Source organism: Bradyrhizobium sp. CCBAU 51745, assembly GCF_028128715.1.
Taxonomy (GTDB): Bacteria; Pseudomonadota; Alphaproteobacteria; order Rhizobiales; family Xanthobacteraceae; genus Bradyrhizobium; species Bradyrhizobium manausense.
Genome location: NZ_LBJP01000093.1, coordinates 509658 through 533074, shown reverse-complemented (window position 1 = coordinate 533074; position 23417 = coordinate 509658). Strand labels below are relative to the sequence as shown.

25 protein-coding genes are annotated in these 23417 nt (G+C 62.9%); 12 read left to right on the top strand and 13 right to left on the bottom strand.

The window, feature by feature from the left end; all coding sequences use genetic code 11:
• From XH98_RS38680 to ggt, 3 genes are all read right to left on the bottom strand, one after another.
• The gene (locus XH98_RS38680) at nt 1–1017 is read right to left on the bottom strand and encodes an FAD binding domain-containing protein (protein ID WP_271621714.1); all 1017 of its coding nucleotides are present in this window, start codon (nt 1015–1017) and stop codon (nt 1–3) included.
• Nucleotides 1018–1021: 4 nt separating this feature from the next.
• Nucleotides 1022–1585, bottom strand: a complete 564-nt coding sequence (locus tag XH98_RS38675) for a (2Fe-2S)-binding protein (RefSeq protein WP_271621713.1) — start codon at nt 1583–1585, stop codon at nt 1022–1024.
• A 220-nt stretch (nt 1586–1805) separates the two neighbouring features.
• Nucleotides 1806–3392: a gamma-glutamyltransferase gene (ggt, locus tag XH98_RS38670; protein ID WP_271621712.1), complete on the bottom strand. Its 1587-nt coding sequence runs from the start codon at nt 3390–3392 to the stop codon at nt 1806–1808.
• Between the two features lie 184 nt (nt 3393–3576).
• Here ggt and trhO point away from each other — a divergent pair, with 184 nt between their 5' ends.
• On the top strand, nt 3577–4344 hold the full coding sequence (gene trhO / locus XH98_RS38665) for an oxygen-dependent tRNA uridine(34) hydroxylase TrhO (RefSeq protein WP_271621711.1): 768 nt from the start codon (nt 3577–3579) through the stop codon (nt 4342–4344).
• Complete coding sequence (locus tag XH98_RS38660) at nt 4334–4552, top strand: SlyX family protein (protein WP_220003974.1); 219 nt, start codon at nt 4334–4336, stop codon at nt 4550–4552. Before trhO ends, XH98_RS38660 begins: the two co-directional genes overlap by 11 nt.
• Nucleotides 4553–4558: 6 nt before the next feature.
• Here the strand turns inward: XH98_RS38660 and XH98_RS38655 are convergent, their stop codons facing one another.
• Both XH98_RS38655 and XH98_RS38650 read right to left on the bottom strand, forming a co-directional pair.
• A complete protein-coding gene (locus tag XH98_RS38655) occupies nt 4559–6463 on the bottom strand; it encodes a diguanylate cyclase (protein WP_271621710.1) in 1905 nt (634 codons plus the stop codon).
• 166 nt (nt 6464–6629) lie between these two features.
• Nucleotides 6630–6845, bottom strand: a complete 216-nt coding sequence (locus XH98_RS38650) for a hypothetical protein (protein ID WP_271621709.1) — start codon at nt 6843–6845, stop codon at nt 6630–6632.
• Between the two features lie 112 nt (nt 6846–6957).
• On the opposite strand from XH98_RS38650, the gene hemE reads away from it, so the two are divergent.
• The 4 genes from hemE to XH98_RS38630 all read left to right on the top strand — a co-directional run bounded on the left by hemE (nt 6958) and on the right by XH98_RS38630 (nt 11286).
• Nucleotides 6958–7992 (top strand): uroporphyrinogen decarboxylase, encoded by a 1035-nt coding sequence (gene hemE, locus XH98_RS38645; protein WP_271621708.1) that lies wholly within the window; start codon nt 6958–6960, stop codon nt 7990–7992.
• 184 nt (nt 7993–8176) lie between these two features.
• The gene (locus XH98_RS38640; protein WP_271599772.1) at nt 8177–9808 is read left to right on the top strand and encodes a sensor histidine kinase; all 1632 of its coding nucleotides are present in this window, start codon (nt 8177–8179) and stop codon (nt 9806–9808) included.
• A gap of 440 nt (nt 9809–10248) precedes the next feature.
• On the top strand, nt 10249–10989 hold the full coding sequence (locus tag XH98_RS38635; RefSeq protein ID WP_271621707.1) for a serine hydrolase domain-containing protein: 741 nt from the start codon (nt 10249–10251) through the stop codon (nt 10987–10989).
• A 150-nt stretch (nt 10990–11139) separates the two neighbouring features.
• Entirely contained in the window at nt 11140–11286 is a 147-nt protein-coding gene (locus XH98_RS38630) for a hypothetical protein (RefSeq protein ID WP_271621706.1), read from the top strand.
• A 244-nt stretch (nt 11287–11530) separates the two neighbouring features.
• Here XH98_RS38630 and XH98_RS38625 read toward each other — a convergent pair whose 3' ends face one another.
• Complete coding sequence (locus tag XH98_RS38625; RefSeq protein WP_271621705.1) at nt 11531–12049, bottom strand: protein phosphatase CheZ; 519 nt, start codon at nt 12047–12049, stop codon at nt 11531–11533.
• 317 nt (nt 12050–12366) lie between these two features.
• Nucleotides 12367–13317 carry a sensor histidine kinase gene (locus XH98_RS38620; RefSeq protein WP_271621704.1) on the bottom strand — a complete coding sequence of 317 codons (951 nt, stop codon included), beginning with the start codon at nt 13315–13317 and terminating at the stop codon, nt 12367–12369.
• Between the two features lie 160 nt (nt 13318–13477).
• Here XH98_RS38620 and XH98_RS38615 point away from each other — a divergent pair, with 160 nt between their 5' ends.
• The 4 genes from XH98_RS38615 to XH98_RS38600 all read left to right on the top strand — a co-directional run bounded on the left by XH98_RS38615 (nt 13478) and on the right by XH98_RS38600 (nt 15594).
• Complete coding sequence (locus XH98_RS38615) at nt 13478–13822, top strand: response regulator transcription factor (RefSeq protein WP_271621703.1); 345 nt, start codon at nt 13478–13480, stop codon at nt 13820–13822.
• Between the two features lie 202 nt (nt 13823–14024).
• Nucleotides 14025–14252 (top strand): hypothetical protein, encoded by a 228-nt coding sequence (locus XH98_RS38610; protein ID WP_057756911.1) that lies wholly within the window; start codon nt 14025–14027, stop codon nt 14250–14252.
• Between the two features lie 419 nt (nt 14253–14671).
• Nucleotides 14672–14809, top strand: a complete 138-nt coding sequence (locus XH98_RS38605) for a hypothetical protein (RefSeq protein ID WP_271621702.1) — start codon at nt 14672–14674, stop codon at nt 14807–14809.
• A 563-nt stretch (nt 14810–15372) separates the two neighbouring features.
• The gene (locus XH98_RS38600; RefSeq protein ID WP_271621701.1) at nt 15373–15594 is read left to right on the top strand and encodes a hypothetical protein; all 222 of its coding nucleotides are present in this window, start codon (nt 15373–15375) and stop codon (nt 15592–15594) included.
• 24 nt (nt 15595–15618) lie between these two features.
• On the opposite strand, the gene hemC is transcribed toward XH98_RS38600, so the two are convergent.
• Both hemC and XH98_RS38590 read right to left on the bottom strand, forming a co-directional pair.
• Entirely contained in the window at nt 15619–16599 is a 981-nt protein-coding gene (hemC, locus tag XH98_RS38595) for a hydroxymethylbilane synthase (RefSeq protein WP_271621700.1), read from the bottom strand.
• Nucleotides 16600–16704: 105 nt separating this feature from the next.
• Nucleotides 16705–17295, bottom strand: coding sequence for a TetR/AcrR family transcriptional regulator (locus XH98_RS38590; protein ID WP_271621699.1), 591 nt, complete (start codon nt 17293–17295; stop codon nt 16705–16707).
• Between the two features lie 101 nt (nt 17296–17396).
• On the opposite strand from XH98_RS38590, the gene XH98_RS38585 reads away from it, so the two are divergent.
• The gene (locus XH98_RS38585) at nt 17397–17762 is read left to right on the top strand and encodes a nuclear transport factor 2 family protein (protein ID WP_271621698.1); all 366 of its coding nucleotides are present in this window, start codon (nt 17397–17399) and stop codon (nt 17760–17762) included.
• A 202-nt stretch (nt 17763–17964) separates the two neighbouring features.
• Here the strand turns inward: XH98_RS38585 and XH98_RS38580 are convergent, their stop codons facing one another.
• The 4 genes from XH98_RS38580 to pgm form a co-directional block, all read right to left on the bottom strand.
• Entirely contained in the window at nt 17965–18945 is a 981-nt protein-coding gene (locus XH98_RS38580; protein ID WP_271621697.1) for a PDR/VanB family oxidoreductase, read from the bottom strand.
• Nucleotides 18946–18952: 7 nt separating this feature from the next.
• Nucleotides 18953–19699 (bottom strand): GntR family transcriptional regulator, encoded by a 747-nt coding sequence (locus XH98_RS38575; RefSeq protein ID WP_271621696.1) that lies wholly within the window; start codon nt 19697–19699, stop codon nt 18953–18955.
• Between the two features lie 5 nt (nt 19700–19704).
• The gene (locus XH98_RS38570; protein WP_271621695.1) at nt 19705–20754 is read right to left on the bottom strand and encodes an aromatic ring-hydroxylating dioxygenase subunit alpha; all 1050 of its coding nucleotides are present in this window, start codon (nt 20752–20754) and stop codon (nt 19705–19707) included.
• A 305-nt stretch (nt 20755–21059) separates the two neighbouring features.
• Nucleotides 21060–22706, bottom strand: coding sequence for a phosphoglucomutase (alpha-D-glucose-1,6-bisphosphate-dependent) (pgm, locus tag XH98_RS38565; protein ID WP_271621694.1), 1647 nt, complete (start codon nt 22704–22706; stop codon nt 21060–21062).
• A 214-nt stretch (nt 22707–22920) separates the two neighbouring features.
• Between pgm and XH98_RS38560 the strand changes: the two genes are divergently transcribed.
• Complete coding sequence (locus tag XH98_RS38560; RefSeq protein WP_271621693.1) at nt 22921–23385, top strand: c-type cytochrome; 465 nt, start codon at nt 22921–22923, stop codon at nt 23383–23385.
• Nucleotides 23386–23417 lie beyond the last annotated feature (32 nt).

The window sequence follows — 23417 nt, the reverse complement described above, 5'->3', positions numbered from 1 at the left end:
TCATATCTCCATCATTCCGGCCTGCCGGAGCGCACGCGCCACCACGCGCTTGCCGAGCGCAATCTTGAAGCTGTTGTGCTGGCGCCCCCTGGCCTCAGCGAATGCAGCATCGGCGGCGCGCTGCGCCAGACCGTCGTCGAATTTTTGTCCCTTCAGCTGCGCCTCCGCTTCGCGAGCGCGCCAGGGCACGGTCGCGACGCCGCCAAGCGCCACGCGCGCGTCCCGGATCGTCCCATCCTGCACGTCCAGCGCAACCGCAGCCGAGGACAGCGCAAACTCATAGGATTGCCGGTCGCGCGCCTTCAGATAAACCGAGCGTGGCCAGCGGCCGGAAATAAGAAAGGCCGAGATCAACTCGCCTGGCTGCAGCGTCGTCTCGATCTCGGGCGTGTTGCCGGGAGCCTTGTGGAGTTCCGCAAATGGCATGCTGCGGGTGCCGGACTTGCCGGTAACCTCGACCGTGGCATCCAGCGCGATCAGCGCCTGGGCGAAATCGCCAGGGTAAGTCGCGATGCACTGATCGGAGATCCCGAGCACCGCATGCATGCGGTTGATGCCGTCCATCGCGGCACAGCCGGAGCCGGGATTGCGCTTGTTGCAATTTTCATAGGAGACATCGCGAAAATAGCTGCAACGCGTCCGCTGCATTACGTTGCCGCCCAGTGTCGCCATATTGCGGAGCTGGGCGCTGGCGGCGAGCTTCAGGGAATTGGCGATCACGGGATAATTGCGCTGGATTTTGTCATGCGCGGCGACGTCGGACATCTTTGCGAGCGCACCGAGCCGCAGGTTCTCGCGACCGGGCGAAATCGCCGACCACCCCTGCGCGAGCGGATTAATGTCGACGATCGCGGCGGGCCGCATCACGTCGAGCTTCATCAGGTCGATCAGCGTCGTGCCGCCGGCGAGCGGCTGGGCCGAGGCCTGCGTCAACGGTTTGTTGGCCGCCGCAGCGGCGCTGAGTGCCTGCACGGCCATGTCGGGGTCTGTCGCCCTCTGGTAAGAAAATGGTCGCATTCGCCTAGCCTTTCATGATCTCGGGCGTGGCCTGCTTCACCGCGGCGACGATGTTGGGATAGGCGGCGCAGCGACAGATGTTGCCGCTCATATATTCGCGGATCTCGGCATCGGTGCCGGCATGTCCCTCCTTCACGCAGGCAATCGCCGACATGATCTGGCCTGGCGTGCAATAGCCGCATTGGAACGCATCGTTGTCGATGAAGGCCTGCTGCATCGGGTGCAGGCGGTCGTCGGTTGCGAGGCCTTCGATGGTCGTGATCTCCTGCCCTTCAGCGGCCAGTGCGAGCGTCAGGCACGACACCACGCGGCGATCGCCAATCAGCACCGTGCAGGCACCGCACTGGCCGTGATCGCAACCCTTCTTGCTGCCGGTGAGCTTGAGATGCTCGCGCAGTGCGTCCAGCACCGTGGTGCGCGCATCGAGACTCAGACGCTTTTCCTGACCATTCACCCGCAGCGTGACGTCGACGGGAAGCGCCGGATCCTGCGCCACTGCCGCTCGTGCCTCCTGCACGGTCGCGCGCGCGGTCAGCGGAACAAGCGCGCTGCCGGCAGCACCTGCCATGAAGGAACGCCTATCGTATCCGGATGATTGGGAACTTGGATGATCGGACATGGCCGGCCTCCGCCGCTTCGACAACAAGGCAGCGCACGCCTGCACCGCTCATCGCCCACCAACTTTGGGCCATGACCTCCGTTCCGAACGGAAAAGGGCGGCGCTGTCGATGCCGCGCCGCCCTCCGTCAACTTTTCCTGATCTTGTTGCGAGGAACCTCGCGCGACGATCAATAGCCGAGCGCGCAACCGTCCTTGCGCGGATCGGAACCGCCGGTCAGCGTGCCCTTGTCCCAATCGATCCAGACCGCCTGGGCGCCGCCGAGCGGGCCGACCACGCTGGTGGTCTTGTGGCCAAGCTTCTTCAAGCCTTCGACGACCGCCGCCGGCACGCTGTCCTCGAGCTGGTACTGGCCCTCGTAGTGCAGGCCTCGCGGCATGTCGATTGCCTCCTGCACGTCGCAGCCATAGTCGAGGACGTTGGTCAGCAGATGGGTCTGCCCGGTCGGCTGGTACTGGCCGCCCATCACTGCGAACGACATCGTGGAACGGCCGCCCTTGGTGAGCAGGCCCGGCATGATCGTGTGCAGCGGGCGCTTGCCGCCTTCGATACAGTTCGGATGACCCGGCTGGATGCGGAAGCCGCCGGCGCGATTCTGGAACAGCACACCGGTCTTGTTGGAAACAATGGCGGAGCCGAAGGAATGCGCGACCGAGTTGATGAACGAGCAGACGTTGCGATCCTTGTCCACCACCGTGATGTAGATGGTCGAGGGATTCATTGGCGGCGCGACATTGGGCAGGTCGAGCATGCCATCCATGCGGATCTTGCTGATATACTCGTCGGCAAAGCCCTTCTCGAGCATCTCGGCAACGTTGATCTTCATATGGTCGGGAGAGGCGACATGCATCTCCCGGTTCATGTAGGCGATACGCGCAGCTTCCGCCTCGAGATGGAAGCGCTCGACGCTGACGGGGGCGTATTTGGTGAGGTCGAAGCGCGACAGGATGTTGAGCATCAGAAGTGCGGTCACGCCCGGACCGTTCGGCGGGCACTGCCAGACGTCGTAACCCTTGTACATGGTGCCGATCGGCGTCGTGACTTCGGTGGTGTGCGCGGCGAAATCGTCGAGCGTATGCAGGCCGCCGATGCCGCGCAGGGTCTCGACCATGTCCTCCGCGATCTCGCCCTTGTAGAAGGCGTCGCGGCCGTCCTTGGCGATCGCGCGCAGCGTCTTGCCGAGCTCGGCCTGGCGGATGACATCACCGGCGACCGGCGGCTTGCCGCCCGGCAGCAGGTAACGCACGGTGTTGGTACCGTTCTTCAGCTTCTCGAACTGGTTCTTCCAGTCGAAGGCGATGCGGGGGGCGACGACATAGCCTTCCTCCGCAGCCTTGATCGCGGGCTGGAGCAGACGGTCGAAACCGAACTTGCCGTGGTCGCGCAGCACGGTCGCAAACGCATCGATCACGCCGGGGATCGAGACCGCATGGGCCGAGGTCAGCGGCACGGAATTGATCTTGCGCTCGAGATACCAGTCGGCGTTGGCGGCCTTTGGCGCCCGGCCGGAGCCATTATAGGCGATGATCTTGCCCTCGCCGCGCGGCTGGATCAGCGCAAAACAATCGCCGCCAATGCCGGTCGATTGCGGCTCGATCACGCCGAGCAGGGCAGAACCCGCCACCGCCGCGTCCACCGCCGTGCCGCCCTCGCGCAGCACCTCGATCGCGGCAAGAGAAGCCTGCGGATGCGAGGTCGCCACCATCGCATTGGTGGCGTGGACCGTGGACCTGCCGGGGAAGTGGAAATTTCTCATCGAAGTTTTGCTCTCTCAGAACCGTTGGGGCGCGCGCCGCGCCGTCTCGGAAAAACCGGACCTTCATGACACATTCCAGGCCGTCCGGGCAATGCTGGCATACCAGCGAAATGGCTGCCATTCGCTGAGAATAGAGCTGTTCCTTGCGGGTTTTCTGGGCGCCGGCCGCCTGCTAAACGGGCGCATGATTTACAAGGTCTGCGCCTTCTACCAATTCGCTGCCCTGCCCGATTTCCGCGAGCTGAGCGAGCCGCTGCGGGCGTTCTGTGCCGGCCTGTCCCTCAAGGGCAGCGTGCTGCTGGCTCATGAGGGCATCAACGGTACTATCGCCGGGTCGGCCGACGCGATTGACGCCTTCGCCCATGAGCTCGCACATGGAGCTATGTTTGGCGGCCGGCTGAACAATCTCGAGCTGAAATGTTCGACAGCCGAGGCGATGCCGTTTGGCCGGCTCAAGGTGCGGCTGAAGAAGGAGATCGTCACGCTTGGCGATGCGGGCGCCGATCCGACCCGGCAGGTCGGCATCTATGTCGACGCGCGCGAATGGAACGCGCTGATCACCTCGCCTGACACGCTGGTGCTCGACACCCGCAACGCTTTCGAGGTGGCGATGGGGACGTTCGAGGGTGCGGTCGACCCCGACATCAAGAGTTTTGGCCAGTTCAAGGACTTTGCCGCGCAAAAGCTCGATCCGGCCAAGCATCGCAAGATCGCAATGTTCTGCACCGGCGGCATCCGCTGCGAGAAGGCAAGTTCGCATCTGCTGGCGCGTGGCTTTGCCGAGGTCTACCACCTCAAGGGCGGCATCTTGAAATATCTGGAAGAGGTGCCGGAGGCGCAGAGCCGCTGGCGCGGCGAATGTTTTGTGTTCGACGAACGTGTCGCGCTTGGCCATGGCCTGCAAGAAATTGGTCTCCGCGAACGGGATGAGGGGCACGCCGGTGACGAATGACATCAAGACGCTTGCCGAACGCATCGACGCGCTGGAGATGCGCCTTGCCTATCAGGACGACACCATCGAGACGCTGAACCAGACCATCACCGCGCAGTGGAAGCAGATCGATGCGTTGACGCGGAAGGTCGCAGAGCTCGGCGAGCGGCTGCAGGACGCCGAGACCAACGCGCCGGGCCCTGCCAACGAGCGCCCGCCGCATTATTGAGCGCGATTACTGACCTGACGCTCTGGGCAACAGGTTCATGACCTCGCCGGACATCATCAGCCGGTCGCGGCCGGCATCCTTGGCGGCGTAGAGTGCGCGGTCGGCGGCCTCCACCAGCGAGCTCGTGCCCGCGGTCCGCTCCACCGCCGGCCGGCAAGCCGCGCCGCCGACCGAGACGGTGACGCAAGGCCCTGCAGGATTGGAGGCATGAACCAGGCCGGCATCGCGGATGGCGTTGCGGATCCGCTCACCGAGCCGGGCGCAACCGGCGGCATCGGTGTTCGGCAGCAGCATGGCGAATTCCTCGCCGCCATAACGGGCGGCGAGATCGCCGCCCCTCTGCACCTCGGCCGCAATGGTCTTTGCCACCACGCGCAGACAGGCATCACCCGCGGGATGGCCATATTCGTCGTTGTAGGCCTTGAAGTGATCGACGTCGATCATCAAGAGGCCAAGGCTGGAGCGGTCGCGGTACGCGCGCGCCCATTCCTCCTTCAGTCGCTCGTCGAAGCGGCGGCGGTTCGCAAGCCCGGTGAGGCTGTCCTCGATCGCCAGCGTCTCGAGCCTTGTCTCCAGATTCTTCTGCTCGGTGATGTCGCGCGAGATCGCGACCACGCCGTCGACAGTGCCGTTCTCCTTGCGCGTCACGCGCATGGTCGATTCCAGCCAGACCTCGGACTTCTGCCGGTGCACGTTGCGGTAGGTGACGCGCGCTTCCTCCATGTCGCCACGCTTCATGGCATCGATGATGGTCTGGACATGCGGGCGGTCCTCCGGATGGATGCCGGCGAGCGCCTCCGTGCCGATCAGCTGATTGGGCCGCCAGCCAACGACGCGGTTGGACGACGGCGAAACATAGCGTAGCCGCTCGTCGAGCCCGATGCGGGTGACCATGTCGCTGGAGCCTTCGGCGAGCAGGCGGAAATGCGCCTCCTTCTCGATCAGGGCCGCCGCCATGCGCTGGCCGCGCTGCAACTGCCGCACCAGCACCGCGCCGATGATCGCGATCAGCATCACCAGCGCGAGCACATGCAGCATGCGCGAGATCGCCGCGGCGCGCCACGGCGCCAGGAGCTCGTCCTTGTCGACGGTCGCGAGCACAACGAGCGGGTAGCTGCTGCTGCGCTTGAAGAAACTGACTCGTTGGACGCCATCCAGCGGCGACTTGAAATGATAGGCGCCGCTCGGCCGCTGTAGGCTCGGGTCGCGAAACAGCGGCCCGTCGCCGACGCTGCGTCCGACGAACCGCTCGTTGTTCGGATTGCGCGCGATGATCAGGCCGTCGCCATGCACGAGCGCGATCGAGCTGTTGCGCCCGATCTCGAACTGCTCGTAGAAGCGCGAGAGATAGCCGGCGCTGATAGTTGCAAGCACGACGCCGCCGAAGCTGCCATCCGGCTTGTTGAACCGGCGTGACAGCGTGACGACCGATTGCCCGTCGAGCAGGCTCTTTACGGGGTGACCGACATAGGCCTCGCGCTTCGGCGAGAGCTGATGGTGACGGAAGAACGTATCGTCGCTGAGCGTCGATGCGATGGCACCGGGCGAGGTCAGCCAGTTACCCCGGTCGTCGATGATGGCGAGGCTGTGGATGCGCGCGACCGCCTTCTTGCGCGCGTCAAGGACGTTGCCGAGTTTGGCGATCGTGGACGGGTCAGTGCCGTCCATCTCGAGACGGCTGACGACACCGACAACGCCCGAATCCAGCAAATCGAGGCTGTCCTCGGCATGCTGCGTCAAGGAGCGGGCGACGTTCGCCATCTCGGTCTCGGCACCCCTGAGCACCTGATCGCGCGCGGCCCATTCGCGCCAGCCACTGACGCCGAGGATCGCGACGCAAGTGAGCACGACGAAAGCCGCCGCGCGCAACGGCAGGCGGCTCCATCCGGCTCTCAGTGAGACGACGTTCATGCGACAGAATTCTCCAATGGGGGGAAATTCTGCCGCTTCTCTTAGTGATCCCTGAAGCGCTGACAGGGATTCGCATTCATCTACGGGCTTTTCCGTACTCCTACGGACCGGGACTTCGGCAGATCACTAACAAGGTCTTAGCAAACCTGTCGGAAACTCGCGGTCCCTAGCTGAAGATCGCCTTGACCTTGTCCCAGAGCGTGGGATGTTCGGCGTCCGCATCGGCCTTCGAGGGCGTCGGCTGCGTGACGCTGACCGGATCGGAGGCGGGAAAGCTGTCCTTCAACCCGGTGTCGAGCTTGGCGTGGCGATCCGCCGCGAGGGCTTCGCGCAGGTCCTCGGCATGCTTGTCATGCGGCGCGGGATTGAACGTCTGGGCCATGGAATTCCTCCTCCATTGGCGGGGTCAACGCGGCGCATTTGCGCTGGTTCCCCTGTTCCGCTTCCGCCCGCGGCGGTGTATCAGGAGCCTCAACTCTGCATCAGGACCATCAGTGCCCCAGTCTGCGACAAAGCCCTTCATCGACGTGCTCTCCGGCCAGCGGCAAGCCGTACCGCCTTTGTGGATGATGCGGCAGGCGGGCCGCTATCTGCCTGAGTATCGCGAGGTGCGCGCCAAGGCCGGCGGCTTCCTCGATCTCTGCTTCAATCCGGCGCTTGCCGCCGAAGTCACGCTGCAACCGATCCGAAGGTTTGGCTTCGATGCGGCGATCATCTTCTCGGACATCCTGGTGATCCCCCATGCGCTCGGCCGCGCGGTGCGGTTCGAGGTCGGCGAAGGTCCGCGGCTCGAACCGCTGGATGATCCGGCCAAGGTCGGAACGCTCGCCGCGCAGGCCGACTTCGGCAAGCTCGCGCCGGTGTTCGAGGCGCTCAGGATCGTGCGCGGTGCGCTCGATCCAAGAGTGGCGCTGATCGGCTTCTGCGGCGCGCCGTGGACGGTTGCGACCTACATGGTCGCGGGCCACGGCACGCCCGACCAGGCGCCGGCGCGGATGATGGCCTACCGGCATCCCGAGGCGTTTGCGAAGATCATCGACGTGCTCGTCGAGAGCTCGATCCACTATCTGCTGGCCCAACTCGACGCGGGTGCCAACGCCTTGCAGATCTTCGACACCTGGGCTGGCGTATTGCCACCGGCCGAATTCGCGCGCTGGTCAACCGAGCCGACGCGGCGCATCGTCGACGGCGTGCGCGCCAAGGTGCCTGACGCGAAGATCATCGGCTTCCCCCGCGGGGCGGGCGCGCAACTGCCTGGTTATGTCGAAGCGACCGGCGTCAATGCCGTCAGCATGGACTGGACCGCCGAGCCCGCCTTCATCCGTGAGCGGGTGCAGAGCCGCGTCGCCGTGCAGGGCAATCTCGATCCGCTGGTGCTGATCACGGGCGGCGCGGCACTCGACCGCGCGGTCGACAACGTGCTGGCAAATTTTGCGCAAGGCCGCTTCATCTTCAATCTCGGCCACGGCATCCAGCCGGAAACGCCGATCGCACATGTCGAGCAGATGATCAGGCGGGTGCGGGGGTGAAAACCGACCTGCGAAAACAACCCCATGCACAGTACAAATCATTGAAGAATTTCGCGCCGCACCTAATTTGATTTTTCCGAATATCGTTTGACCCGTCGGGCAAAACAGATGTAGGATGGCATCATCCCGCTGGTCGTAATTCGCAGGCTGTCAGCGACCGGTCGACGTTAGACGAGGCGACCGTTTGATCTGTGATGACGCACCGCAACGCGATGGACCGACGGGCAAAGCTGATGTCGCTCGGTCGGCAGAGCAAGATTTCCCCTTGGTTTTTGCAAACTTGCCTGCCGACAGGCATCATCAGACTGTGGCAACCGGAGTGGCGTTCCTGCTGGTTGCGGCGGCAGTGGCAATTGCGCCGTTCGCAAGTATTCAACTGGGTCGGATAGATGCCTTTATCCCGGTCCTGCAAACAGCCTTGGCCATTGCGGATGGCGTAACCGCATCTCTTCTGTTTGCACAATATGCTATCCAGCCGCAGCGGGCCCTTCTTGCTGTCGCGAGTGCTTACATTTGCAGCGGCTCGTTCGCATTTCTGCAAACCCTGTCATTCCCTGGCGGCTACGCTCCCAACGGTCTTATCGGTGACGGCCTGAACACGCCGGGTTGGTTGTACGTTCTCTGGCACACGACGTTTCCGGCGGCGATCCTGATCTACGCGCTTACCAAGCATACGGATGGAGCCGAGCGGCCCAGGGGATCGATCAGGGCAACAATCCTAGCCACTGTTGCGGCGGTCATGTCGATGGTTGCGGTACTGACTTGGATCGTAGCGACAAAGGCGCAATATCTTCCCAGCTTTTACACCGACGACGTCAGGCAACAGACGCAATTCGGCAACCAGATCAATCTGGTTTTGGCGCTATGGGGAGCGACAACTCTCGCTGTTCTGCTTTCTCGCCGACATACGATCCTTGATCTGTGGTTACTTGTGACATTGCTGGCTTGCATGCCGAACTTCCTGGTGGCGATGTTCGCCAGCTCGGTACGATTCAGCGTCGGCTGGTACGCTGCGCGCGGCTTTGTGCTTGTCAGCAGTTGCATGCTTCTGGTGGTCTTGATCATCGAAACGATGCTGCTTTATTCTCGTCTTGCCAGTGCCATTGCACTGCAGCGACGCGAGCTCGCATATCGGAATTTAAGCATACAGGCTGTCACGGGCGCACTTGCCCATGAGCTGAGAAGTCCCTTGGCGGCCATCACACTGAATGCCAACACGGCGCGTCTCCAGCTGCGATCGGCGCCAGTCAATGTCGCGGACATCGAAGAACTACTTGGTGACATCGAAGCCGACGGCCTGCGGGCAGGCGCAATCATTTCCAGTATTCGAGAGCTGACCACAAAGGGAGTCCATCAAGGTACGTCAACCAACCCCGCAAGTTCGGCGCAACTCGCCTTGCGGTTGCTCAAACACGATCTTCGGGCTGAGGGAATCACCGTAACTGCGGAGCTGGAACATGACCTGCCGGACGTGAGCATAGACGGGTTGGAGCTCCAGCAGGTGCTCCTAAACCTTGTCAGGAATGCCATGGATGCGATGAAGGCGCGCCCTGCGGCGGCAAGACTTCTGCAGCTCAAGGCCAGCTTCGATGGTCAATCGAACGTAGTTGTATCCGTCCACGACTCCGGACCCGGAATTCCTGACCAATACCGAGAGCGAATTTTCGATCCATTCTTTTCCACCAAATTGGAAGGAATGGGCCTGGGGCTCGGCATCTCGGCAAACTTGATTGAAAAGAACGGAGGCAAGCTGAGACTTGGAAAGTCGAGTTCAGAAGGTTCGGTCTTTGAACTAGTGCTGCCTGTCGCAGGATGAATATTGCGACGTTCGATGCAATCAAAATTGGCTTTCCACCCTAAATCCTTTTTTGCCTCTCCACCGAGAGTTCCTCACAACCACGATAATGGCGTTTTCAGCTCTAACATTATCAAAAGGCAAGAACGCCTGGGTGCTTATGATGCGATACCTCGCTGAATCCGCACTCAATGGCCTGACTTCGAGTATCAAGGCTGCACATAAATCCGGTTGCCTCGCTTATCTTACCTAGCCATTCGGCGCGGTGACGCTGGCCGAGACGCTAGGACGGGTCCGAACGTAGCGACAGTTCTTTTGCACGCCGAGGCCTGCGCTTGCGCAACGCGTCGATTGCGAGATGCGCATAGTCGGCGGCATCCCGACTGCCAATCATTTCGGTCTCTTCGAGGGTCCAAACCAGATATTGAACAGCGGCCTCGGTGTCATCGTTAAGATTGGTTATGCCTCTCATTTCGACTTTCTGCTACAAAGACAGCGGTCTTTGGAAACTCCTTCAAGTGTCTCATTTTTCAGCATCAGCCCTTGAACAGCTCATTGCCGACGCGCGGGTCCCCGGTCTGTCCATGGCGATCGTAAGGGATGGTCAGGCAACAACGCGAATTACTGCCGCTGTCCGCAACTCGCACGACAGGATTGCAGTCGATCTACAAACGGTCTTTGCGGCGGCCTCGCTGTCCAAGCCTCTATTCGCCTACTGTGTTCTCCGACTCGTCAGTGCGGGTAAGCTCACACTCGACGCCCGGTTGTCGCAATACGTCCCGGACTATGTGGCAGACGATCCCCGTGCGGCCACCATCACCATACTCCACGTCCTAAGCAACACATCTGGACTTCCCAATTGGCGTTCGGCCGAACATCCGCTCAAGACCTACTTTGTTCCGGGGGAGCGCTTCAGCTATTCCGGCGAGGGCTTCGTTTGGCTTCAACGCGTCGTCGAATCGGTCACCGGCGAAGACCTCGATACAACTATCCGTCGTTTGATCTTCGAACCGCTCGGCATGAATCGATCAAGCTATGTTTGGCAGTCAGCATTCGAAACGAACCATGCGGCCCCGCACGACGCGGAAGAAAAGCCCGGCACGACAATCAGGCGGCTCGTGCCCAACAGTGCGGCTTCGTTGCTGACGACGGCGGAGGACTACGCTCTCTTCCTGACGGCAGTGTTGTCGGGGACAGGATAAAAGCGAGAAGCCGCTAGCGATTGGCTCGAACCACAGGTGCGCATCCAAGACGCGCAGATTGCATGGGGACTCGGCTGGGGTCTTGAGACAGATACCAGCGCCTTTTTTCAGTAGGGCGACTGCGATCGCGGGAGATTTAAGGCCTTCGCGATGGGCTCGCAGCAACAAGGATGCGCGATCGTCGTGCTGACCAACGGCTTTCATGGCATGGCGATCATGCCCAATTTGGTCGGCGCAGCCCTGCCCGGTCCCCACCCGGCTTTTTCGTGGCTGGGCTATCCGTCGTTTTCTGGATAGGTGACCTGGTCCGCATTCAGGCTCATCGCAACACGTCGATGGCGAAACCGAGGTGACAAATCGGATGTCGGCGTATGGGTCCGTAGTTGACCTTGCTCAGCATTGCGGCACGGACCGGTTTTGGCCCCAAGCCGACGTGGACACCCCGCCCTCAGACCCGCTTTGGAATGAGCCTCAGGAAAACCCGGCCAAAGAAGCAAGTCTCCGCAAGTGACCCGGTTAAGACGAAACTGGTGCCATCTGTTTACGCGAACAGCTTGTCGATGTCGTCCTGGGAAATCGCCGCGGTCGGCCGCTGTGGGCCCTGCAGAAAGTCTGGGGCGCTTTGGACGGCAAGCTCGGCAGCTAGCCGTGCCAGCTCCTCTTTTCCCCACATGCGGACCAGCCTGTTGATGTGGTCCTCCATAAACTGCAGCGACTTGATCACTCGCGTGATCCGCTGCCCTGTAAGGTCCTGAAATGCGCAAGCCTCGAACACCTTGTTTGAGCTATTGGCGATCTCATCGCATACTGACGCGGCGGTCGAATCGTTGACGCTCTGCAACTTCGCGACGCTGTCGCCGATTGCCTCCATGCTTTCGAGGATCGCATTTCCAGCTGCCTCCGTGTTCTCGACGATCGCGTCGAGGGTGTCTGTCATCGTCGCGAAACTGCCCTTGGTGTCGCCTTGAAGAGCGGCAAATTCCCGCCGCATGCTGCTGATGTGGCCGAACATCTCGACCAAGAGCGTTTTCAGCATCCTCTCTTCTTCTGGCGCAATCATCAGAGATCTCCGAATTCCGGGGCAAAAACGTCGCGATCAGGGCTGCCTCTACGCGGCGAGGTTGCCCTTAGAGCGACGCGCGAGGTCAGCCCAAGCCAAAGCAACCCGAAGCCACTTCTGGCGTTCGGCCGGGCAACTCGCGGCAATGGCTTTCCTCATTGCAGCAAGGGCTTCTGCTTGTTGGTCAGACTCCCGCATCATGAGCGTGATCATTCTGAGAAATTGTTAAAGCTGATGAAATTCGACACCCCGGGAAAATACCGAACGAAGAGAAGGTTCTTGGCGCCTAGCGGAGCTACGCTCGCTTCCGTACCGAACTATCGAGGATGCGCCCGCACCCGGACCTTGAGGCCGGGATCGAGCCGTTCGTAGGACGTTTCGCCTTCGAGCTGTTGGGCCAGCAGCTGAACGATGCGCGACCCCAATCCCCCGGGCTCTTCCCCCTCCCGTAGGCCTACGCCGTTGTCTGAGACCGAGAGCTCGATGCCGGTGCCACTCGAGAACGCGACCGCGATGTGGCCGGGTCTGTCGCCGGGAAAAGCATACTTGATCGCGTTCGTCACAAGCTCGTTCGTGATCATGCCGATCGCGAGCGCGTGGTTGCTGGCGAGGTCGACGTCCTCGCAGACCACCTGGAAGGCGATCGGTCCGGAAGGAGCCAAGGACTGGAAGACCTTCTCGACGACGTCGCTCAGGAAATAGCGCATGTTCACCGAGCGAGAATCTCGTGTGGGCGAAAGGTGGTCGTAGACCTCCGCCATCACCTGCAACCGACGGGCAGTGGATTCCAGAGCGGCCTCGACTACGGGACCGCCGTGCCTTGCCTGCAACCTGATCATCCCGCCGAGGATCGCCAGGTTGTTCTTGGTCCGGTGGGCCATCTCCTGCAGAAGCAAGGCCTTGGTCTTGTCCGCCAGCATGACCCGCCGCAGTTCGGCGCGCTGGAATTCGGCCACAGCGGCCGTCCCGGCTGCGGTGATCGCAAAGAGCGCATTGGGCGCGAAATAGTCGATGCCGTTGCTGCCGGCATAGCTGAGATAGGCGCCGACTGCGACGGCGATGATCGCGGCGAATATTCCTGACCCGCGGTCGAAGATCAGGCCCGAGAGAAACACGCCGGGGAGCAGCAGGAAATACCCCGGCGAGCCGGTCTGCATCTGCAAGACCATCTGCAGTACGGCGCAGCCCAGCATCATTGTCGCCGAGACGCCGTACCGGACGGGAGTCGGAAGCCGGTGCTCAAGAACGAGCGGATAGAGCCTGTTCATGAATTGAAAAAACGCCTGTCCCCGATAGCCGTTCCTCGCCTTGGCGCACCCAGGTCCAAGCATCGGCCCGGCTCTCCCGCAAACCTTCCTCGGATGGGGAACGACCCACATGTTGCGCCGTTCGATTGCTTGATAACGCAAGCGATTTTAAGAGCCAGCAGTGAGCGTACTTCTTGTTGAGGACGACCCTCTGATCCGCGAATTCGTCGTCGAGGCGCTGCGCGAGGCAGGCTATCACGTGATCCACGCGAGCAACGGCGAGGAGGCACTGGCCTGGTGCAAGCGCCGCGTCGCGGATGTGCTGGTCACGGACGTCACGCTGCCGGGACAGATCGACGGGTGGCAGATCGCGGAGCGATACCGAGAGCAGGATCCGGAGCTGCCGGTCATCTACGCCACCGGCTTCTCGCCAACGACACCACGCCCCGTCCCGGGCAGCCGCATCGTGAAGAAGCCTTTCAATCCCGAGGAACTCGTCCGGACCATCAGGGAGATCGCAGAGTAAAAGGGCGCGGCGTCTATTTAGTCGATCTCTACGCAGGACGCGCGCTTTGGTGTCATCGATGGCGGGAGGCAGCCCACTTGGAAAGGGCCGCCGTTCATCCCTGTGACGAGATTCCAGCGTTCCGCCGCGCTGGGAAAAGGTGGAACTTCGGCCGAGCCTCCTCATTAGCAGTGACTACTTAGCCCTGTTTGAGGAGAACACCATGAAGAAGCTGATCGTATGCGGCGCACTCGCCGCTTTTGCCCTCGTGACCCAAGCGGCCACCGCCGCCGAGTTCTACATCGTTCGCGACGCGACCACCAAGAAGTGCACTGTCGTCGACACCAAGCCAACGACCACCACCACGACGGTCGTGGGCGACGGCGTCTACACGACCAAGACGGAAGCCGAGTCCGCCGTGAAGACCACAAAGGTCTGCACCGAGCAATAACCATTCGGCGTGCTGCTCTGACAAGCAATTGGAGGAGAAATGCCGGTCTTGATTTTGTGGGCCGTGCCCGCCGTACTCGTCGGCGGCGGCGTCGGCTGTTTCCTGATTCACATGCACTAAGCGAAGATGTGATTGCAGAACGGTTCGTCCGGTGCGCCGGACGGGCCGACGACATGCGGGGGCGGGGAATGCCTTACCAAGTGAAGTTCGGCGCGCTGATAGCCATCGCAGCAACGGCGAACGATGCGCTCAAACTATTTCATTTTGCTCTGGCTGGTGTCTTAGTAAGGCCCATCTGACGGTAGTGCTCGCGGCCAGCCCATTAACTTGTGTGAGTGTCAAAGCATAACGTTTGTTGTATTGATCACTGGTCCACCGGCAGCGATCGAGATCAGGTGACTGAGAGGTTTTCCAAGCCCATGGCCGACAAGGAAGCGCCAGCGAAGCCAGTCGTCCGCCACACTCCTTTGACCATCGATGAATTGCGACAGATGGTCCGCGAGGACATCGAGCAACAGCGGAAAATCGCAGATGGCTTCCGCCGCAAGATGCACTAAAGCCCGTTGCGGGGAACAAAACAGTCGGACCCAAATTTGTCTGTTCGGAAATCACGCCTCGACAACGTAAGACCGAGGCAAAAGGCCTCAGCGCGGCGCCAGCCCCGGAGCTGAGGCCTTTTTATCGCTTGTGTACATTTTTGCACCAAGTCCCGGAACGGAATCAGGTGTTTCAGAATCTTCCCTGCACTTGATATTTGTTAGGGAATGCCGTGGTTACGAAGAACACCCGAGAAGTAGCGGCGACGCTACTTAAGCTGGCCAAAACGAGCTCCGACCCAGCCGTGGCGGCTGGCTTCATCGAGAGGGCCGCCGACCTCAAGGAGCGGATAGACGACGAAGGGCTGCCCAAGGCCGACGGGGGTCCGCCTCCCAACGTTGTCCAGCGTCAGTAAAGCTGCCTCAGTTCACCTCTTTCACTCGCGAACCCGTCGTTCTGGCACTTCATCCTGGTTGACTGCCACAAGCTAACGGCGCACGCTGGAACCATCACCGTCCGATCCGAGGCTTCTATCGGTGACTGAGAGACCTGTCGCGCTCCCGCCGCACACCGGGAGGCGGTCATGACGATCAATCGCCTGCTTGAAGATAGCCGGCTTACGCCAGAGCAACGGCACGTCTACGAACGGGCCTTCAACGCAACCCTGCGCAAACTCGATCTGGTCGATCGCCGTGATCCCATTTGCGATCTTGTTGCCCGCAAGATCATTGAGATCGGTTCAAGCGGCGTGACCAATGCTATGGTGCTTGCCGAGATCGCCTGCAAGCAGCTCGATCCAAGGTAAGCCCGCGACCTGTGGGTACATGGCCTAGCGTGGCCGACTGCGCTCGATGATCTCGGCGGCGCCCCTCGCCAGGAGATCGAGACCCACCGCACGACCAAGCTCGCGCGGCCGGTTGGCCGGCCCCGTGCGCGAGGCTTCGATGATGGTGTTGCCGGAGAGATCGAGGACCGACGCTGCCAGCGACATCTGATCGCCCGCGATGGTCGAGAAGCCCGCCACCGGCGAATTGCAGTGGCCGTTGAGCACCCACAGCACTTCGCGTTCGGCATCGGCAGAGGCGTGGGCTGAGGGATCGTCGATCGATGACAGGATTTGTCGCGTCTGCCAGTCCTGCGCCGCGCATTCGACCGCGACGATGCCCTGCCCTGCGGCCGGCAGCATCTCCGCCACGGTGAATTCGTAGGCGATGCGGCTGGAAAGACCGACGCGATCAAGTCCCGACCGCGCCATGATCAGCGCATCCGCGGGTCCCACCGCGCCGCCGTCCGGCAGCTTCTGCTTCTCACGATGATCGAGCTTTCGCACACGCGTATCGGCGGCGCCGCGGAAGTGGATCACCTCGACGTCAGGAAACAGCCGCCGCGCATAGGCGGCACGACGTACGGCATTGGTGCCGATTTTGAAGCCTTTGCCGCGGGACTGGCGCAGCGCTTGCAGCGTCACGCCCGCGCGCAGCACCAGCGCATCGCCGGGCGGATCGCGCGACAGGGTGGCGCCGATGACGAGGCCGGGCGTGTCCTCATTGCCGGGCATGTCCTTCAGCGAATGCATCGCGGCCTGCAATTCGCCCGCAAGCACGGCGGCGCGGATCTGGGCGACGAAGGCGCCGCCCTTGCCGCCATGAGGCAGCAGCTTGCTGGTCTGGTCGAGATCTCCCGTGGTGTCGAACTTGACGATCTCGACGTCGAGACCTGATACGGCCGATGTCAGGCGGCGCGCAATCTCTTCCGTCTGCGCCAGCGCCATCGCGCTCTTGCGGGTGCCGATCCGTAGTCGCATAGCCAAGCCGTTCTCCATCCAGCACGTGTGTCGCGTGCGCGTCATTGCCCATACGACAGGTTCAGGCCGGATGATAGACGGCTGCCGCGTTTGCGGCAGACCTTAGCACAATCAATCCCGCAGACGCAGCGCCTCGACCAGCGACTTGAAGGCACGGGCATATTCCGCGCCCGCCCTTGCGATATCCGTGCGTCCGGCGCAGGCGACTGCCGCCTCCGTCACCGCGCCGAGCAGCAGCCGCGCCAGCGGCTCGACCGGCTGTTTGGCGATCAGGCCGGCCTCCATCGCGGCAGCAATCGCGCGCGGCATCTTGCCGCCAAAGTGTTTTGCATCGATCTCGCGCCAGCGCTCCCAGCCGAGCACGGCGGGACCGTCGCGCAAAATGATCTGGCCGGTCGCACCCTTGGCGGTCGCGGCAAAATAATGCTGGGTGCCGGCGACCATGGCGGAGAGCACGTCCTTCTCGGTCCGCGCGGCGCCGTCGATCTCGGCGACGAGGTCGCGCGAGACGAGATCGAACACCGCTTCGAATACGGCTTCCTTGGTCTTGAAGTGATGATAGACCGCGCCCTTGGCGACGTCGGCCGCCTCCGCGATCTCGTCCATGGTGGTAGCGGCAAAGCCTTGCGTCCCGAACAGCCGCCGCGCCGCTGCGAGGATGGCTTCGATCGTTGCTGCGCGCCGCTCTGCTTGTTTGGCCATGGGTCCGGTCTAGCGGAACTAGTCCCACACCACCAGTTGACTTTTCGACTACCGGTCGGTAATTACCGACTATCAGTCGGTTTTACTTCGTGAGGTATGCCATGCCGAGCCGTGACGTCGTTGAAGCCTTTGCAAGGCATCTGGAGGCTGGGGAGTTCGTCGAGGCGATCGAGCGGTACTACACGCCCGATGCAACGACCTATGAGAACAACGCGGCGCCGACGGCCGGACGGGACAAGCTCGTCGCCAAGGAGCGCGGCGTGCTCGCCGCGTTCAAGGAGGTCAAGGCGGTGCGCGTCGGGCCGAGCCTGATCGAGGGCGACAATGTTGCAAGCCGCTGGATCTTCAGCTTCACCAACGCCGAAGGAGTCACGCGCACGCTGGAGGAGATCGCCTGGCAGACCTGGCGCGGCGACAAGCTGATTGAGGAAAGGTTCTATTACGACCCGAAGCAGCTGGCGCGGTGACGGTGCGCTCCCTCCCCCGCCCGCGGGGGAGGGCCGGGGAGAGGGTGCCTCCGCAACGGGACAATCCCCCAGAGGACAGAACCCTCACCCGCGCGCGGGACGATGCTTCGCATCGCCCGGGGCGCGACCTCTCCCGCAAGCGGGAGAGGTGGAGCCCGCGGCCTCGTCCATTCCTCCAAACAGAATCCCGTTGCGGGTTGATTCAAACCGCATCCGCCCGCAGCAGCGTGTCCACGGTGATGGTGCCACGCGCCCGCGAGACGCAGGTGCAGATCTTCGCGTTGCTGTGCTTCTGGTGCTCGCTGAAGAAGACGTCGCGGTGGTCGATCTCGCCCTCGACAGCGACGACGTCGATGGCGCAGAGGCCGCACTCGCCGCGCTTGCAGTCGGAGATCACCTCAAAGCCGCTGGCGTTGAGGACGTCGAGCATCGAGCGCTCGCGCGGGATTTCGAGCTCCACATCGGAATCCTTCAGGCGCACGCGAAACGCTTCTGTCGGCAGCGTGCCGCTGGAGCCGAAGGTTTCGTAGCGCAGATCTGACAGCGGCTGGCCGGCACCGATCCAGGCATGGCGCGCGGCATCGAGCATGCGCATCGGGCCGCAGAACAGCGTCAGCGTGCCCTTGGGCAGCGAGGCGAACAGCGCGTCGAGATCGAGCCGCCTGCCTTCATCGCTGGCATGGACGACCAGGCGGTCGCCGAGCATGTCAGCGAGCTCGTCGAGATAGGCGGCATCCGCGCGGCTGCGCACGGCGTAATGCAGGGTGACGTTGGCGCCGCGGCGCGCGAGCGCTTGCGCTGCGCCGACGATCGGGGTGACGCCGATGCCCCCGGCGATCAGGCAATAGTTGTCGCGCTCCCAGTCGACGGCAACGAGCGAAGCCGGCCGGGTGATGTCGAGCCGCGCGCCGGCTGCGAGCTGCCACATGTAGCGCGAGCCGCCGCGCGAATCCTCAGCGCGGCGCACCGCGATCTTGAAGCCTTGCGAGGTCGCTTCGCCGACCAGCGAATAGGACCGCGTCTCCGGCTGGCCAGCAATTGTAACGCTGACATTGATGTGGCTGCCGACCGGATAGGCTGCGCCTTCGAACCGGTCGGGCAGAATCAGGAATTCGCGGATGCCGGGCGACAGATCGCGGGTCGCGACCAGCGTTGCGGGAATCCAGGTTTCGACGAAGCGCATGGTGCCCTCAATCGGTTGCGGTCTTGATCAGCGCGAGCGCCGGCAAGAGGTCGAGATGGGTTCGGTTGCGCAGCGCGAGCCGCAGGTTTCGCACCGCAAGCCGCGCGTGCTCGCGCATGATGGCTTCGGCGCGCGCGCCTTCGCGGTTCTCGATCGCGTCGATCACGACGCGGTGGTGCTCCTGGCCGATGATCAGGATCTGCTGCGCCTCCGGCAGCGCCGACTGTGCCATCACGAAGCCGCTGGGCGAGGCAAACGGCAGCGCCGAGGCGCGATCGATCTGCCGGATCAGGGGCGGGCTGCGCGACAATTCGGTGAGCAGCGCGTGGAAGCGCGCGTTCAGCGTGACATAGGACGAGAAGGCCTCGATCGAGATCGGCACCTGGCCGAGCAGCTCGTCGATCGCGGCCAGACACTCTTTCAGCGGCTCGAGCTCGCGCGCGGGAACGCCGCGCTCGGCGGCAAAGCGGGCGGCGAGGCCTTCCAGCGTGCCGCGCAGCTCGATGGAATCGGAGATGTCGCGCTCGGAGAACGCTTTCACCATGAAGCCGCCGGAGGGGATCGCCTCCAGGAGGCCCTCCTCCTCCAGCCGCACCAGCGCCATGCGCACCGGCGTGCGCGAGGCGCCGGTGGTTTCCACCGCCTGAAGCTCGGAGATGCGCTCGCCTGGACGCAACGATCCGGACAGGATCTGGTCGCGCAGCGCGAGCTGCGCCTTCACGGTCTGCGAGAGGGAGCGGTCGACCTCGGCCATGCCCCCTACTCCGCGGCCTGCAGATGCTGCGGTCCGTTTTCCTTCGCGATCATCCTGTCGATCAGCTTGCGCATCCACATCGCGCCGGCATCGATGTTGAGATTGTAGAAGATGCGGTCCGGGTTCTCGTCCATGGCGCGCTGCTGCGCCTCCAGGATCAGTTCGTCCTCGCGGAAGATGCCGGAGACGCCTTCGCGGATCTCGGTGGTGATGCGCTGCTCGCCGATCTGGTAGTTGCGCACGAAGGCCCAGAAATAGTGGCAGGTCTTCTCGGTCTCGGGCGTGATGGTGTTGAGCACGAAACCGTTGACTCCTTTCGAGCGGTCACCCTCAGGCGCGCCGGTGCCGGCAGGCGCGACGCCAACGTCGATGGCGATGGTGCACGGCGCCTCGAAGCGGATGATCTGCCAGCGATCGACCAGGCCGGGCTTGCCGAGTTGCTTGGCCCAGAACGGCGGCGCCTCGATGCCGCGCATCCAGCGCGTCACGGTGACCGTCTTCTCGCCATGGGTGACGTCGAACGGCGCTTCGGCAACGGCATCATTGCCGATGGAGGAGCCGTGCACGAAGGTCTCGTGGGTGAGGTCCATGAGATTGTCGAGCACGAGGCGGTAGTCGCAGGCAACGCGGATGGTCTTGCCGTCACCGGCCCAGGCGGGATCGTGATTCCAGTGCATGTCGGGCACCAGCGCGGGATCGGCGAGTGCGGGATCGCCCATCCAGAGCCAGACATAGCGGTGACGCTCGACCACGGGATAGGCGCGCACGCAGGCGGACGGATTGATGGTCTCCTGCGAGGGCATGAAGGTGCAGCGCCCTTGCGCATTGTATTTCAGGCCGTGATAGCCGCAGACCACGGTGTCGCCTTCGAGCCGGCCCTTGGACAGCGGCACCAGGCGATGCCAGCAGGCATCCTCCAGCGCGGCCACCGAGCCATCGGCCTTGCGGTACATCACGACGTGCTTGCCGCAGATCGTCCGCGGCAACAGCGCCGGCTTCACCTCCGCGTCCCAGGCGGCGGCGTACCAGGCGTTCATGGGAAAGGGTTTTGTCACGGCGGATCTCCCAGGGCTGTTGTATGCGTTGTGTATACAATAACCGAAGGGCCAAGCTGTTCAAGCTCGAAGTTTGCTTATCATAATACCTATAATGGGTTCCCTGTATACATCTAGAAGACAACTGTCATTCCCCGCGAAGGCGGGGAATCCAGTACGCCGCGGCACATTGGGGTCATACAATTTCCGCCACGGCGTACTGGATCGCCCGCCCCAGTGCGCAAGCGCGCACAAGGCGGGCGATGACACCTGTTGCTACGGCGGGCCCTCCCTGGCGGAGAGGCGACAGCGGTGCGCGTCGGCAGTTAAGCCCCGAACACCTTTGCGAGCCCGGCCTGGGCCTCGTCCTGAATCCGCTTCAGGTGCTCGGTGCTGCGGAAGCTTTCGGCGTAGATCTTGTACACATCCTCGGTGCCCGACGGCCGCGCCGCGAACCAGCCGTAGTCGGTCTCGACCTTGATGCCGCCGAACGGCTGGCCGTTGCCGGGCGCCTTGCTCAGCGTGGCGCGAACCGGATCGCCGGCGAGATCTTTCAGGCCAAGCTGCTCCGGCGTGACGGATTTCAAAATGGTCTTCTGCGGCCCGGTGGCGGCGACGTCGATGCGGGCGTAGTGGGGCACGCCGAACTCGGCGGTGAGATCGCCGAACAACTGGCTCGGATCGCGGCCGGTCCTGGCCATGATCTCGGCGGCGAGCAGGCCGAGGATGATGCCGTCCTTGTCGGTGGTCCACACCGTGCCGTCGCGGCGCAGGAACGAGGCCCCTGCACTCTCCTCGCCGCCGAAGCCGAAGCCGCCGGTGAGCAGACCATCGACGAACCATTTGAAGCCGACCGGCGTCTCCACCAGCTTGCGGCCGAGCTTCCTGGCGACGCGATCGATGATCGAGCTCGACACCACGGTCTTGCCGATCGCGGCATCCTTGCCCCAGTTCGGGCGGTGCGCGAACAAATAGGAGATCGCGGTCGCCAGATAATGGTTCGGATTCATCAGGCCGCCGGTGCGCGTCACGATGCCGTGGCGGTCGGCGTCGGTGTCGTTGGCAAAGGCGACGTCGAAGCGGTCGCGCATCGCGATCAGGCTTGCCATCGCGTAAGGCGAGGAGCAGTCCATGCGGATCTTGCCGTCCCAGTCCACCGTCATGAAGCGGAAGGTCGGGTCGATCGCCTCGTTCACCACGCTCGCTTTCAGGCCGTAGCGCGCGATGATCGGATGCCAGTAATGCACCGCGGCGCCGCCGAGCGGATCGATGCCGATATTGACGCCGGCGGATTTGACCAGCTCGAGATCGACGACACTGCCGAGATCGGCAACGTAAGGCGTGATGTAGTCATAGCCATGCACGGTCCACGATTTCAGCGCCCTGGCATAGTCGATGCGCTTGATGCCCTTGAGCCCATCCGCAAGATAGGCGTTGGCGCGCTTTTCGATGACGGAGGTCGCGTCGGTGTCGGCCGGGCCGCCATGCGGCGGATTGTATTTGTAGCCGCCGTCTTCAGGCGGATTGTGCGAAGGCGTGACGACGACGCCGTCGGCAAGGCCGTGACTGCGGCCCTTGTTGTAGGTCAGGATCGCATGCGAGATGACGGGCGTCGGCGTGTAGCCGTGATCCTTGTCGATCATCAACTCGACGCCGTTGGCCGCGAACACCTCAACGGCGCTGGCGAGCGCCGGCTCGGCCAGCGCATGGGTGTCGATGCCGATGAAGAGCGGACCGGTCAGCCCCTTCTCTTTCCTGTAGTCACAGATGGCCTGCGTGGTCGCCAGGATATGGCCTTCATTGAAGGTGTTCTTGAGCGAGGTGCCGCGATGGCCCGACGTGCCGAACGCCACCCGCTGCGCCGGGTCGGCCGCATCGGGCTTGCCGGCGAAATAGGCGGTCACGAGCCGCGGAATGTTGGCGAGCGCGTCCGGCGAAACCAGCTTGCCCGCCGCGGGATGAACATCTGCCACTGGGATATCCTCGTCCTTGTCCTTGAAGGGATTGCAGCCCACCATAGCATCGGCCGGGAGCGCGCCAAGCCGGCTCGCGGGCCGGTCAGATGCCTCACCCCGGTCAACGATCAATCGACAACGCCGATCCTCCACGGAGCGATCCATCGGAAATGGCACATGGCGATCTCGTACTTTGGTGCCGGGTATCGGTTGATGCAGGACAAGGACGCCGTTGCCCGGTGCGGCGCACGATGCTCCCCGTTTGATGAACGAAGGCGGGGACCTGCGGGATACACCGGCAGATCCCGTGAGTGGGGCGATCACCATGATTGGACGTCTGTTTTTCACGCTCATGCTGGCCAGCGCCGCGTCGTCGGCCTGCGCCGCGGAGGGCGATCCGGCGGCCGGGAAGGCCGTCTTCCAGCAAACCTGCGAGAACTGCCACGCTGTAGTGATCGGGGTGAACAAGGTCGGCCCAAGCCTCTGGAATGTCGTCGGCCGCAAGCCTGCCGCTGTCCCGGACTTCGCCTATTCTGATGCCATGAAGGCCAACAAGGAAGCTTGGACGCCAACAGCGCTGGACGCCTATCTCGCCGATCCCCGCGGCGACGTCCACGGCGTCAAGATGTTCTTCAAGGGGCTGGCGAATCCCGCAGATCGGGCCAATGTCATCGCCTATCTCCAGACGCTGAAGTGATCGATCGGGGCGGACGCTAGAGAGCGATCCGA